The sequence below is a fragment of the Streptomyces sp. NPDC002825 genome (assembly GCF_040295385.1).
Lineage (GTDB): Bacteria > Actinomycetota > Actinomycetes > Streptomycetales > Streptomycetaceae > Streptomyces.
In genome coordinates this window covers 354,222-367,033 of the sequence record NZ_JBEOVH010000004.1, presented here as the reverse complement: position 1 = coordinate 367,033, position 12,812 = coordinate 354,222, and the positions used below count along the sequence as shown (strand labels likewise).

Here is a 12,812-nt window from a genome sequence, read left to right as displayed (position 1 = left end):
CCTGGACCTCCGACCTTACGGGTGGGGTCTGACAACGGCGGTCGGACGGGTTCCCCCGGGCGGCCCAACAGCGGATGACAGCCGTCCGCGCGGGCGGCATGGTGGCCTGAAACGACTCGACAGAAGAGGATCCGCCATGTCCGTTCGCCGGCGTCTCACGACCGCCACCGGGGCCGTGCTGCTCACTCTCGCCGTCGCCGGCTGCTCGGGCCTCGGCCGCAGCACCGTGGGCACGATCGAGTACGAGACGCAGCGTGAGCTCGTGGTGACCGTCACCAGCCCCTCCGTGAACGGCTGCCACCGGCTGGCGCCGTCGGGCGTGACCAAGGTCCGGAACAACTCCCTGACCGACATCGTGATGTACCGGACCCGCGACTGCACGGGCGGGAACTCGATCTACGTGGCCACCAACACCGCGAACTGGACCGCTCCGGACACCCTGCCCTGGCGCAGCTACAGCGTCGTCCACTGAGAGGCCGGCCGGGCCGCCCGGCGCGCGTTCCCTTTCCCCCACCCCGGGTACATGCTGGAAGAGACCTCGGGGACCCGAGGGGAGATGCGACCGTCATGCGGAGCGGGAACGAGCCGGTGAACGCGCGCAGTGCGCTGCGCCTGCGGTTCTGGCTGAGCATGTGGGGGCTGCTCTGGGCCGCCTTCGGCACCACCGTGTTCTCCCTGCTGGAGCGCCCCGGCTGGGCGGCGGCCTGCGGGGTGCTGTTCCTGGTGGCCGCCGTCGACCTCATGGTGGTGCTGCACCACATCCACCAGGGCCCGCACTGGCAGCCGGGCCGGGGCATCCCGCCGTACGAACCCGACCACGGCCGTCCGAGACGCTGACGCCCGCGCCGGGTCCGCCCGCTCAGGCCCCGTCCGAGACGCTGACGCCCGCTCCGGGTCCGCCCGCTCAGTTCCGGGTGTCGAAGCCCGCCGCCTGGAGGTACTCCGGCTTCGGGTCCAGGGCCGCCGCCAGGCGGAAGTGCCGCGTGGCCTGGGCGGTCTGCCCGGAGCGCTCGAAGGTGCGGGCGAGTGCGAAGTGGGCGAAGGCGTTGTCCGGCTCGCGCTCCAGGACCAGCTCGAACTCCAGCTGCGCCGGACGGAGCTGGGCGGCGGCGAAGAACGCCCGGGCGCGCAGCAGGCGCGCCGCCGTGTTCTCGGGGTGGGCGGCGATCACCGAGTCCAGCAGCTTGACGGCCCCACGAGGGTCCCGCGCGGCCAGCAGGTGCTCGGCGGCGCGGAAGTCGATGACGTGCGTTTCCGGGTTGCTGTCGGCCACGATGGCATCCTTCCCCTCGACCGGTGGTTGAACACCGGACCCGGCGACCGCATTCCGCCGCCACCTGCCGGGGTGTGGCCTAGGCCTCTTCGGCGGGGGCCGCGGCGCGGCGCTCCAGCTCCTCCCACACCTTCCGTACCTGGGGCTCCAGAGCGCCGAGCGGTCCGTCGTTGTCGATCACAAGGTCGGCGACGGCCAGCCGCTGCGCGCGCGTGGCCTGCGCGGCCATCCGGGCCTCCGCCTCGGCCGCGGCCATGCCCCGCAGCCGTACGAGCCGGTCGAGCTGGGTCTCCGGTGACGCGTCCACGACCACGACCAGGTCGTACAGCGGGGCGAGCCCGTTCTCGGTGAGCAGCGGTACGTCGTGGACGACCACGTCGCCGGCGCCCGCACGGCTCTCCAGCTCCGCCGACCGGGCCCCGACCAGGGGGTGGACGATGGCGTTGAGGGTGGCGAGCCGCTCGGCGTCGGCGAAGACGATGGAGCCCAGCTTCGGCCGGTCGAGCGTCCCCTCCGCGGTGAGGACGCCGTCCCCGAAGGCCGCCACGACGGCCGCGAGCCCCGGGGTCCCGGGCTCGACGACCTCGCGGGCGATCCGGTCCGCGTCGATCAGTACGGCTCCGTACGAGACGAGCAGCCGTGACACTTCGCTCTTGCCGGCGCCGATCCCGCCGGTCAGGCCCACCTTCAGCATGAGCGGCAGCTTAGGGCCTGCCCCGGGAGGGCTAGGCGTCGCCCTCCCGCTCGGCGAGGAAGCGCTCGAACTCACGGCCGAGCTCGTCGGCCGACGGCAGGTCGACCGGCTCGGCGACGAGGCTGCCGCGCGTCTCGGCGCCGGCCGCCGCGTCGTACTGGTGCTCAAGACCCTGCACGAGCGCGACCAGCTCTTCGTCGCCCTCGCCGATCTGGCGGTCGATCTCGGTCTGGGTGCGGCGGGCCTCGGTCCGCAGGGAGTGGGCGACGCCCGGAAGGACGAGGCCGGTGGCGGCGGTGACGGCCTCCAGGGCGGTCAGGGCCGCGTCCGGGTACGGCGAGCGGGCCACGTAGTGCGGGACGTGGGCGGCGACGCCGAGGGTGTCGTGGCCGGCTTCGGTGAGCCGGTACTCGATGAGGGACTCCGCGCTGCCGGGGACCTGGGCCTCGTCGAAGGGGCTGCGGTGGCCGGGCATGAGGTCGGTGCGGCTGCCGTGCGGGGTGAGGCCGACCGGGCGGGTGTGCGGGACGCCCATGGGGATGCCGTGGAAGTTGACCGAGAGGCGCACGCCGAGCCGCTCGACGATCTGCCGGACGGCGACGGCGAAGCGCTCCCACTCGACGTCCGGCTCGGGGCCGGAGAGGAGGAGGAAGGGCGCGCCGGTGGCGTCCTGCACGAGGCGGACCTCGATGGACGGCGTCTCGTACGCGGTCCAGCGGTCACGCCGGAAGGTGAGCAGCGGGCGGCGGGCGCGGTAGTCCACGAGCCGGTCGTGGTCGAAGCGGGCCACCAGCTGGTGCGGGAGGGTGTCGAGCAGCCGGTCGACGATCTGCTCGCCGGTCTCACCCGCGTCGATGTAGCCGTCGAAGTGGTACAGCATGACCAGCCCGGCCGACTCCTGCGCCAGGGCGAGGTCGACGACGGCCACGCCCTTCGGGTCCCATTCGTACAAATCCTGGGGATCAAGCACGATTACCGCTCCTCCTCGTGTTCATTCTGGAAACGCCGCGCGGGGCACGGCCATTCCCGGCTCGCGCGATCTTCCGGCGGAGGAGGGTGCGGGGTGCGGAGAACGACCGAGGCCCGCTCCCCCGAAGGGGAACGGGCCTCGGTTTCGCTAGCGGCTAGCGCTCAGCGGAGAGCCTGTTCAGCTCTGGCCGCCGGCGAGCTTCTCGCGGAGGGCGGCGAGCGCCTCGTCCGACGCCAGGGCGCCGGAGTTGTCGTCCGACTCCGAGGAGTACGAACCGCCCGAGATGCCCGCACCGGCGTTGCCGGCGGCCGGGGCGGCAGCGCCCTCGGCAGCGGCGGCCTCGTCGGCCTCGCGGGACTTGATGACCTGAGCCTGGTGCTGCTCGAAGCGAGCCTGCGCCTCGGCGTACTGGGTCTCCCAGGCCTCGCGCTGAGCCTCGTAGCCCTCGAGCCAGTCGTTGGTCTCGGGGTCGAAGCCCTCGGGGTAGATGTAGTTGCCCTGGTCGTCGTAGGACGCGGCCATGCCGTACAGGGTCGGGTCGAACTCGACCGAGGCCGGGTCGGCACCGAAGGACTCGTTGGCCTGCTTCAGCGAGAGGCTGATGCGACGACGCTCGAGGTCGATGTCGATGACCTTGACGAAGATCTCGTCGTTGACCTGGACGACCTGCTCCGGGATCTCCACGTGGCGCTCGGCCAGCTCGGAGATGTGGACCAGACCCTCGATGCCCTCGTCCACGCGGACGAACGCACCGAACGGAACCAGCTTGGTGACCTTACCCGGGACGACCTGGCCGATCTGGTGGGTCCGGGCGAACTGCTGCCACGGGTCCTCCTGCGTCGCCTTCAGCGACAGGGAGACACGCTCGCGGTCCATGTCGACGTCGAGAACCTCGACGGTGACCTCCTGGCCGACCTCGACAACCTCGGACGGGTGGTCGATGTGCTTCCAGGACAGCTCGGAGACGTGCACGAGGCCGTCGACGCCACCCAGGTCCACGAAGGCACCGAAGTTGACGATCGAGGACACGACGCCGGAGCGGACCTGACCCTTCTGGAGGGTCGTGAGGAAGGTCTGGCGAACCTCGGACTGGGTCTGCTCGAGCCAGGCGCGGCGGGACAGGACCACGTTGTTGCGGTTCTTGTCCAGCTCGATGATCTTGGCCTCGAGCTCCTTGCCCACGTAGGGCTGGAGGTCGCGGACACGACGCATCTCGACGAGGGACGCCGGCAGGAAGCCACGGAGGCCGATGTCGAGGATGAGACCACCCTTGACGACCTCGATGACGGTACCGGTGACGATGCCGTCCTCTTCCTTGATCTTCTCGATGGTGCCCCAGGCGCGCTCGTACTGGGCACGCTTCTTCGAGAGGATCAGGCGGCCTTCCTTGTCCTCCTTCTGGAGAACCAGGGCCTCGATCTCGTCGCCGACCTTGACGACCTCGTTCGGGTCGACGTCGTGCTTGATCGAGAGCTCGCGGCTCGGGATGACACCTTCGGTCTTGTAACCGATGTCGAGCAGGACCTCGTCCCGGTCGACCTTCACGATGACGCCGTCGACGATGTCGCCGTCGTTGAAGTACTTGATCGTCTCGTCGATCGCGGCGAGGAAGGCTTCCTCGTTACCGATGTCGTTGACCGCAACCTGCGGGGTGGTGGCGGTGGTCTCGGTGCTGCTCGTCATGTGGGAAAGGGCTCCGGTTACGGACAGAAAGTCGTAGGTACTGCTACGCCGAGAGCCCGTATCGCACCAAGAAGCCGGACAGCCAATGAAGCGCCCTTCCGCGAACGGGAGGGAACCTCGAAAACCGAGGGGACATACAACAGGTGCGAGCACGGCCTGCTCCGTCTGAGGCGCGCAGGCCCGCAGCGCAACCTTTAGCATACGGGGGCAGCCGGACAGGGTCAATGCGCGAAGCGCGCACCCAGGGCAGATCTGCTCAATTCCGGCAGCACTCACGGCCCTTGCGTCACCACGGCGGGGGTCCGCCGCACGGCGGCACTGAGCGCAAACTACATCGGCGGGCGAGATGAACCAAGAGTACGGACACGAAGACGCGGTCGACGGGGACGCCGAGGAGGCCGAGGCGACCCGGCGTGACGCGGGGGACGCGGAGAGCAGCCGGGCGAGCCGGGGCTGGTGGGACCGGAACGCCGACGAGTACCAGAGCGAGCACGGCTCCTTCCTGGGCGACGACCGGTTCGTCTGGGGCCCCGAGGGGCTGGACGAGGCCGAGGCCGGGCTCCTCGGTCCCGCCGGCTCGCTGAAGGGCCTGGACGTCCTGGAGATCGGCGCGGGCGCGGCGCAGTGCTCGCGGTGGCTGGCCGCCCAGGGCGCGCGGCCCGTGGCCCTCGACCTCTCGCACCGGCAGCTGCAGCACGCGCTGCGGATCGGCGGGGAGGTGCCGCTGGTGGAGGCGGACGCGGGGGCGCTGCCCTTCCGGGACGGCTCCTTCGACCTGGCGTGCTCGGCGTACGGCGCGGTGCCGTTCGTCGCGGACCCGGTGCGGGTCTTCCGCGAGGTGCGGCGGGTGCTGCGACCGGGCGGCCGCTGGGTGTTCTCGGTGACGCACCCGATCCGCTGGGCGTTCCCGGACGAGCCGGGTCCCGAGGGCCTCTCGGTGGCCGCCTCGTACTTCGACCGCACGCCGTACGTCGAGCAGGACGAGCAGGGGCGGGCGGTGTACGTGGAGCACCACCGGACCATCGGGGACCGGGTGCGGGACGTGGTCGCCGGCGGTTTCCGGCTGGTGGACCTGGTCGAGCCGGAATGGCCGGCCTGGAACAGCCAGGAGTGGGGCGGCTGGTCCCCGCTGCGGGGGAACCTGATCCCGGGGACGGCGATCTTCGTCTGCGAGCGGGACGACTAGTCGGTTCGTCCTACTTATAGAGGGCCCTGTGGACAATGGGGCCCTCTCTTTTCTTCGCACGTACGAGACTGAGTGCGTGATCCGAAACGACGCACTCGACCGTCTCCCTGTCCGCCATGCCGTCCCCGAGCTGCTCGCCGCGCTCGCGGAGCGCGGCACGGCGGTGCTGTCCGCTCCTCCCGGCACCGGCAAGACGACGCTGGTGCCGCTGGCTCTCGCGGGGCTCATAGGGGACGGACCGGAGCGCCGGGTGCTGGTGGCCGAGCCGCGCAGGATGGCGGTGCGGGCGGCGGCCCGGCGGATGGCCTGGCTGCTCGGCGAGGAGGTCGGCGGCGCGGTCGGCTTCTCGGTGCGCGGCGAGCGGCGGAGCGGCCCCGCGACCCGGGTCGAGGTGGTGACCACGGGCATCCTGCTCCAGCGCCTCCAGCGCGATCCGGAGCTGGCGGATGTGGACGTGGTGCTGCTCGACGAGTGCCACGAGCGGCATCTCGACGCCGACACGGCCATGGCGTTCCTGGTGGACGTGCGCGCGACGCTGCGGCCCGAGCTGAAGCTGATCGCGGCCTCCGCGACGAGCGACGCCGAGGCCTGGGCGGAGCTGCTCACGGTCCTGGACGGCAGCGGGCCCGCGCCGATCGTGTGGAGCAAGGGCGAGGGGCACGGGTACCTGGTGCGGTTCGCCGCGCCGCCGGCCGGGATCAGGCCCGCGCACGGCACCTGGGTGGATCCCGCCCTGCTGCGCCATGTGGCGTCGACGGTCCGGCTGGCGCTGGAGCGGCACGAGGGCGACGTTCTCTGTTTCCTGCCGGGTACGGGCGAGATCGCGCGGACGGCGGCGCTGCTCGACGGGGTCGACGCGGAGGTGCTCCAGCTGCACGGGCGGGCTCCGGCGGCCGTGCAGGACGCGGTGCTGCGGGGCGGCGGGCCGGGCGGGCGGCGGCGGGTGGTGCTCTCGACGTCGGTGGCGGAGTCGAGCCTGACGGTTCCGGGGGTGCGGATCGTCGTGGACTCGGGGCTCGCGCGGGAGCCCCGGACGGACCACGCCCGGGGTCTCGGGTCCCTCGCGACGGTGCCGGTGTCGACGGCGGCGGCGACCCAGCGGGCAGGGCGCTCGGGCCGTGAGGAGTTCGGTGTGGTCTACCGCTGCTGGGCGGAGGCGGAGGACGGCAGCCGGGCGCGGTACCCCTCGCCGGAGATCAGGATCGCCGACCTGGCGGACTTCGCCCTGCGGGTCGCCTGCTGGGGCGACCCGACGGCCGAGGGGCTCGCGCTCCTCGACGCTCCGCCGGCCGGGGCGATGGCGGCGGCCCGGCAGGTCCTGGGGTCGATCGGGGCCGTGGACGGGGACGGCCGGGCCACGGAGCGGGGTGTACGGATGTCCCGGCTCGGGCTGCACCCCCGGCTGGGGCGCGCGCTCCTGGACGGCGCGCCGGAGGTCGGGGTCCGGCGGGCCGCGGAGGTGGTGGCGCTGATCGGCGAGGAGCCGCCGCGCGAGTACGGGGACGACCTCGTGGCTGCCTGGCGGACGGCTCGCCAGGGCTCCGACGGGTACGGCGCGCGATGGCGGACGGAGGTAAGGCGGCTGGAGCGGTCGGCCGGGGAGGTGGTGGCGCGGGGCGCCGTGAGCGGAGGCGCCGTGAGCGGAGGCGTCGTGGACGGGGCTGGGTCTAGGTCCGGGGCCGGGGCTGGCGCGGGGGCCGGGGCGGGGTCCGGGGCCGGGGCCTCTGTCGACGACGACGCGGTGGCCGGGCTTGTGACGGCGCTGGCGTTTCCCGAGCGGGTGGCTCGGGCGCGGGAGCAGGGGGGCTATCTGATGGTGTCGGGGAGCGGGGCCAGGCTTGCCGAGGGGTCCCGGCTGCGGTCGAGTCCGTGGCTGGCCGTGGCGGTGGCGGACCGCACCGCCAGGGACGCCACGGCGCGGGTGCGGCTCGCGGCGGTGGTGGACGGGTCCACGGCGTGCCGGGCGGCCGGGCATCTGCGGAGCACGGGCGAGGAGGTCCGTTGGGAGGACGGTGACGTGGTCGCGCGGTCCGTGGACCGTCTGGGCGCGGTCGAGCTGACGGTCCGGCCGCTGGGTTCCGGGGCCGAGCCCGCTCTCGTACGGGAGGCGCTGCTCGACGGACTGCGGCGCGAGGGGCTCGGGCTGCTGCGGTGGCGCCGGGAGGCCGGGGAGCTGCGCGAGCGGCTCGCCTTCCTCCACCGGGAGCTGGGAGAGCCCTGGCCGGACGTGTCGGACGGCGCGCTGGTCGACCGGGCCGGGGAGTGGCTGGAGCCGGAGCTGTCCCGGGCGTCGCGCCGGGCCGATCTCGGGCGGATCGACGCCGGGGAGGCGCTGCGGCGGCTGCTGCCGTGGGCTTCGGGCGAGGCGGTCCGTCTGGACGAGCTGGCGCCGGAGCGGATCGAGGTGCCGAGCGGTTCGCGGATACGGGTCGAGTACGGGGGCGAGCGGCCGGTGCTCGCGGTGAAGCTCCAGGAGATGTTCGGTCTGGCCGAGACGCCCCGGGTGGCGGGGGTCCCGGTGCTCGTCCACCTCCTTTCCCCCGCGGGCCGGCCGGCGGCGGTCACGGCCGACCTGGCGTCGTTCTGGCGGGACGGCTACCGCGCGGTGCGGGCGGAGCTGCGGGGGCGGTACCCGAAGCACCCGTGGCCCGAGGATCCGTCCGCGGCGGTGCCGACCCGGCACACCAGTGCCCGTCTCAGAGGGGAGCGCTGACGGGGGCCGGGACGGGGACGGCGGGGGGCTCCGGCTCGGGGCGCCGCCCGCGGGCCTCCAGCCAGAGGGCGAGGGCGAGGAGGGCGAGGGCCAGGACGGTGAGGCTCCAGGGAATGTAGGAGACGAGCATGAGGACCATGAGGCGGTTGGAGGAGACCAGTTCGCCGACGCTCTCGAGGTAGTCCTCGCGCATCTTCACGTGGCCCGCGAAGACGGTGAGGGTGTCCTGTCCCATCAGCTTCCTGGCGTTGCGGAGCTCCTCCTTGTGGATCTCCTCGCCGTTCACGGGGGCTCCGGTGACCGGCTCGATCCAGAACATGCGCTTGGTCGTGTACCAGCGGGTGAGGCCGGAGTCGGCGAGGACCTTCGGGGTGATGCCCTTGACCGGCATGGTCTTGGGCATGGGGACCTTGGTCCAGGGGATGGTCTGCTCGAAGTAGTAGACCTCCATGCCGCGGAAGGTGCGGGTGCCCTTGTAGTGGATGGGGGCGGCGGTGCGGGTCTGGGCGTCGAAGTACTGGTAGTCGCGCTTCTCGGTGAGGAAGGGGAACTTGAACTCGATGCCCTCGCGGCGGACCGGGTCGCCGTCGACGGATTCGCCGGTGGCGTGGACGGGGTCCTGGGTGTGGGCGTCGAAGACGTACCGCTCGGGGACCTGGGAGACCATCTTGCCGTCGGGGCCGGTGACGTAGGCGAGGGCGTCCCAGACGACGACGTCGCGCCCGGCGTCGCGTTCGATTCGCCGCGACTCCTCCACGTTGCCCTTGAGGGTCTGGATGATCGTGATCTTGTCGACCTTCTCGGCCTTGAGGGTGGAGTAGTTGAGGAGGGTCGCGGGCCGCGCCTCCAGAACGGTGTCCTGGTACTGGTTCGGCGGGATCTTCGCCAGGCGGGGGAAGGCGTACCAGCGCAGGGTCGGGGCCATCGCGGCGCAGAAGACGGCGAGGGCGAGCAGGACGAGGCTGGCTCGGCGGCGCACGGTCGTCCCCCTACTTCTTGGCGCCGGGGTCGGCGGTCAGGAGGGGCTTGGGCGAGGTGGGTCCGTCGGGCGGCAGATCGACCACGGAGAGGAGCAGGACGAAGAGGAGGACTGGGGCGAGTCCGATGGCGGCGGCGACGAGGGCGCGCATGGTCGGCCTCCCGGGGTGCGATCTGATAGGTCGTCAGGGCTGGGGCACCGTAGCAACGCGACCGCGAGATGAGAACACGTTGCACCCGGGTAACGCGAAGCGCCGTCCCCCGTCCGGTGCGGAGGGGAGACGGCGCGGGAGGAACGCGGCGCGAGGAGCGCGGCTCGGTGGAGCGCGGCTCGCTGGCGGGTTCGGTGGCGGGTTCGGTGGCGGGTTCGGTCAGGCCGAGGGAGAGGGGGTGGGTTCGGGCGAGCCGCTCTCGGAGGGCGAGGGCTCCGGCGTCGGCGTCGCGGGAGCCGCGACCGTGAGGTCGACGAAGGTGGTGCCGCCGCCCGGCGCGGTGAGCTGGAGGTAGAAGGTGCCGGCCATGCCGCCCGCGAGGATGTCGCCCGACTCGAAGGTGAGCAGTCCGTTCGTGCCGGTCTTCAGGGTGACCGTACGGACCGTCGTGCCGTCCGTGGTCTTGAAGGACGGGCCCTCGGTGCTCTCCTTGGGGTCCGTCTTCGAGGTGACGATCACCGCGGTGACGAGCACGCCGGGGGCGAGGGCTCCCTTGTCGGTGGCCTTCACCTGGACCTGCTGGGTGAAGGAGGTGCCGGTCGCGGCGGACAGGGCGTCTCCGGGGACCCGGGTGAGGGTGTCCGCCCGGCGCTCCGTGACGGTCGCGGCGAAGTCGGCCGGGCTCAGGGTCCGGCCCACGACGGTGGCCCGCACGGTGAAGGTGCCCGTCTTCTCGCCGGCGCGGAGGGCGGGCGAGGTGGCGAGGCCGGTCGACCCGGTGGTGACGGTGGCGGTGGTCGCGCCGTCGGCGAAGCGGGTGTCGGTGGTGCCGGTGATCTCGAAGCGGATGCTCACGCCGGCGACCGGCTTGCCCGAGGCGTCGAGCGCGGCGACCCGGGGGGAGCCCGTGAAGGCGCTGCCGGTGGTCGTGGTCAGCTGCTGGTTGGCCACGATCGCGAGCTGCGCGACCTTGGCGGCCGGCGGGACGGTGGGCGGCGTCACCGGCGGGGTGACCGGCGGCTTGGTGGGAACCGTCGGCGGCTTGACCGGACCGGGGGTGTTCGCCGGCGGCTTCGGCTGCTGGGTGCCCGGGTTCGGCGGCGGAGTCGTCGGCACGGTCGGGAGCTGAGTGGCGGGGTGGGAGCCGTTGCCCCGGTTGCCTTCGTCGCTGCGACCGACCGGCAGCACGCCCGTGCCGTCCGGGATCTGGTGGCTGCCGCGCTCGTAGAAGGCCTTCCAGGACAGGACCGTGTTCAGGTACTCCCTGGAGCGGTTGTAGCTGAGGATCGCCTGGTCGAGGTCGGCCTTGACCGCGAGGTTGCGGTCGTTGGCGCAGAGGTAGAGGGCGGCGGCCTGCGCCGCGTCGTAGATGTTGTTCGGGTCCTTCTTCCCGTCGCTGTTGGCGTCCTGGCCCCAGGTGGCCCAGGTGGACGGGATGAACTGCATCGGGCCGACGGCCCGGTCGTGGACCTTGTCGCCGTCGAAGGCGCCGCCGTCGGTGTCGGCGATCATGGCGAAGCCGTTGCCGTCGAGAGCGGGACCGAGGATCCGGGGCGACGCCGTGCCGTTGGCGTCGACCCTGCCGCCGTTCGCCTGGCCCGACTCGACCTTGCCGATGCCGGCGAGCAGCTGCCACGGCAGGTTGCAACCGGGGTCGGTCGAGCGTATGGACAACTCGGCGCGCTTGTAGGCGGAGTAGACGGACGCGGGTATGCCGGCCTCGGCGGGGCCGGCGATGACCGGCAGATTGGTGGTCGCGCCGGGCTTGTTCGGCGTGTTCAGCGGCGGCAGCTTCGTGTAGTACGGGGAATCGCCGGTCGCCGAGCCGTTCCCGGACGGCGGGGCCGTGTCACCGGCACCGATGGCGGTGTCTCCGCCGGCGTTGTCCGCGGCCGGCGGTATCGCCTCCGGCCCCTGCGAGGCGGCGAGCGCGGCGACCGCCGCGGCCATCACGACACCACTGGTGGCTCCCTTGCGCAGCCGGTGGCCGATGTGCGCTGCCATGTCCGTCGTCCCCTCCCCATCGACGCGGTTCCGCGCTCCCCGCGTGAAACCTCTGGCGACCCTATGCCAACTCCGGACCGACGAATACCGGCAGCTGACCGTGTTTCACGGTTTCGTCACCTCTTGGCCGCCTGCCGACCAGGTGAGCCAGGGAACCGACCGGAGCCTCGCGCCCCTCTTGCACTCCGGCCGACCGTGCGCACCGCTGCCTCACGGACGCCGGCCGCCGTCGCCACCGGACCCTGGGGGAACTCCCGTTGCCGTTCACGCTGAGCCATGCCGCCGCCGTGCTGCCCGCGCTGCGCCGGGACGGGACCGCGCGCGGGCCGCTCGTCGCGTCCGCGCTCGTCGCCGGGTCCTTCTCGCCGGACATGACCTACTTCGCCGCGACCGCGTTTCCCGGGGTGATGGTCCTCGGGGACGTCACCCACTCCCCCGTCGGGATCGTCACGGCCGACGTACTGATCACCGGCGCGCTCGTGGCCCTGTGGCTGACCGTGCGAGAGCCGCTCGTCGCGCTGCTGCCCGCCCGTTGGCGCGGCAGGGTGTACGGGCTGGTGCGCGGCCGCCCCTGGCGGGAGCGGCACCCGGCCGCGCTCGCCGGGTGGTTCTGCCTGTCGGCGATCCTCGGCGCCACGACCCACGTCGTATGGGACTCCTTCACCCACCTGGACCGCTGGGGCACCCGCGCGATCCCCTACCTCGGCGACATCGTGGCCGGGTTCCCGGTCTATCTCTACGCGCAGTACGGGGGTTCGGCGGTGGCCCTCGTGCTCCTCGGCTGGTGCACGGCGCGGGCGTTGCGCTCCTCCGTGCAGGGGGCGGAGCTCCCGGCCGGGGTCCCGGTCCCGGGCCGGCGCGGGCGGCTGCTCGCCGCCGGGCTGATCGGCGGCTGCGTCCTCGCGGGGGTCGCCCACCGGGTGCTGCGCTGGGCCGCGTACTGGGGCTGGGACCGGATCGGGACGCCCCTCGCCGTCATCCCGACGGCCTGCTTCGGTGCCGGCGCGGGGCTCGCCGTGGGGCTCGTGCTGTACGGGACGGGGGTGCGGGTCCTCGGGTCACGGCGGGCCCGGACGAACCCGGCCACGCCGGCCCCGGAACCGGTCCTTCGGCCGGAGCGCTCCCGTCGGGGATCTCGCTGATCTTCTCCGGCGGGGTG

The 12,812-nt window shown here is 72.8% G+C and carries 12 protein-coding genes; 5 read left to right on the top strand and 7 right to left on the bottom strand.

Translation table 11 applies throughout. The annotated features are described in order from the left end of the window. The first annotated feature begins 136 nt into the window (after positions 1–136). Both ABT041_RS08390 and ABT041_RS08385 read left to right on the top strand, forming a co-directional pair. Positions 137–472, top strand: a complete 336-nt coding sequence (locus tag ABT041_RS08390) for a hypothetical protein (protein ID WP_351180965.1) — start codon at positions 137–139, stop codon at positions 470–472. 95 nt (positions 473–567) lie between these two features. Next, positions 568–837, top strand: a complete 270-nt coding sequence (locus tag ABT041_RS08385) for a DUF6343 family protein (RefSeq protein ID WP_351180962.1) — start codon at positions 568–570, stop codon at positions 835–837. Positions 838–904: 67 nt separating this feature from the next. On the opposite strand, the gene ABT041_RS08380 is transcribed toward ABT041_RS08385, so the two are convergent. The 4 genes from ABT041_RS08380 to rpsA form a co-directional block, all read right to left on the bottom strand. Next, complete coding sequence (locus tag ABT041_RS08380) at positions 905–1,273, bottom strand: tetratricopeptide repeat protein (protein ID WP_351180959.1); 369 nt, start codon at positions 1,271–1,273, stop codon at positions 905–907. A 79-nt stretch (positions 1,274–1,352) separates the two neighbouring features. Next, positions 1,353–1,967, bottom strand: coding sequence for a dephospho-CoA kinase (gene coaE, locus ABT041_RS08375; RefSeq protein ID WP_351180956.1), 615 nt, complete (start codon positions 1,965–1,967; stop codon positions 1,353–1,355). 31 nt (positions 1,968–1,998) lie between these two features. After that, positions 1,999–2,937, bottom strand: a complete 939-nt coding sequence (locus ABT041_RS08370) for a PAC2 family protein (protein ID WP_351180953.1) — start codon at positions 2,935–2,937, stop codon at positions 1,999–2,001. Between the two features lie 177 nt (positions 2,938–3,114). Further along, complete coding sequence (rpsA, locus tag ABT041_RS08365) at positions 3,115–4,620, bottom strand: 30S ribosomal protein S1 (RefSeq protein ID WP_030692649.1); 1,506 nt, start codon at positions 4,618–4,620, stop codon at positions 3,115–3,117. Positions 4,621–4,966: 346 nt separating this feature from the next. Here rpsA and ABT041_RS08360 point away from each other — a divergent pair, with 346 nt between their 5' ends. Together ABT041_RS08360 and ABT041_RS08355 are read left to right on the top strand one after the other, a co-directional pair. Continuing rightward, positions 4,967–5,806, top strand: coding sequence for a class I SAM-dependent methyltransferase (locus ABT041_RS08360; protein WP_351180949.1), 840 nt, complete (start codon positions 4,967–4,969; stop codon positions 5,804–5,806). 76 nt (positions 5,807–5,882) lie between these two features. Then, entirely contained in the window at positions 5,883–8,519 is a 2,637-nt protein-coding gene (locus tag ABT041_RS08355; RefSeq protein ID WP_351180946.1) for an ATP-dependent RNA helicase, read from the top strand. Here ABT041_RS08355 and pgfA read toward each other — a convergent pair. The 3 genes from pgfA to ABT041_RS08340 form a co-directional block, all read right to left on the bottom strand. After that, entirely contained in the window at positions 8,503–9,498 is a 996-nt protein-coding gene (gene pgfA / locus ABT041_RS08350; RefSeq protein WP_351180943.1) for a cell envelope lipid trafficking protein PgfA, read from the bottom strand. The two genes, ABT041_RS08355 and pgfA, sit on opposite strands and share 17 nt — an antisense overlap. A 10-nt stretch (positions 9,499–9,508) precedes the next feature. Then, positions 9,509–9,649, bottom strand: coding sequence for an SPW_0924 family protein (locus ABT041_RS08345; RefSeq protein WP_351180940.1), 141 nt, complete (start codon positions 9,647–9,649; stop codon positions 9,509–9,511). Between the two features lie 219 nt (positions 9,650–9,868). Further along, positions 9,869–11,653 carry a lytic transglycosylase domain-containing protein gene (locus ABT041_RS08340; RefSeq protein WP_351180937.1) on the bottom strand — a complete coding sequence of 595 codons (1,785 nt, stop codon included), beginning with the start codon at positions 11,651–11,653 and terminating at the stop codon, positions 9,869–9,871. A gap of 257 nt (positions 11,654–11,910) precedes the next feature. Here ABT041_RS08340 and ABT041_RS08335 point away from each other — a divergent pair, with 257 nt between their 5' ends. Further along, complete coding sequence (locus ABT041_RS08335) at positions 11,911–12,795, top strand: DUF4184 family protein (protein WP_351180934.1); 885 nt, start codon at positions 11,911–11,913, stop codon at positions 12,793–12,795. Positions 12,796–12,812: the final 17 nt, after the last annotated feature.

What these genes read in the sequence shown, in the direction of transcription:
- ABT041_RS08360 (WP_351180949.1), top strand. Translation starts at nt 4,967, where the DNA reads ATGAACCAAGAGTACGGACACGAAGACGCGGTCGACGGGGACGCCGAG.
- coaE (WP_351180956.1), bottom strand. Translation starts at nt 1,967, where the DNA reads ATGCTGAAGGTGGGCCTGACCGGCGGGATCGGCGCCGGCAAGAGCGAA.
- ABT041_RS08340 (WP_351180937.1), bottom strand. Translation starts at nt 11,653, where the DNA reads ATGGCAGCGCACATCGGCCACCGGCTGCGCAAGGGAGCCACCAGTGGT.
- rpsA (WP_030692649.1), bottom strand. Translation starts at nt 4,620, where the DNA reads ATGACGAGCAGCACCGAGACCACCGCCACCACCCCGCAGGTTGCGGTC.
- ABT041_RS08390 (WP_351180965.1), top strand. Translation starts at nt 137, where the DNA reads ATGTCCGTTCGCCGGCGTCTCACGACCGCCACCGGGGCCGTGCTGCTC.
- ABT041_RS08345 (WP_351180940.1), bottom strand. Translation starts at nt 9,649, where the DNA reads ATGCGCGCCCTCGTCGCCGCCGCCATCGGACTCGCCCCAGTCCTCCTC.
- ABT041_RS08385 (WP_351180962.1), top strand. Translation starts at nt 568, where the DNA reads ATGCGGAGCGGGAACGAGCCGGTGAACGCGCGCAGTGCGCTGCGCCTG.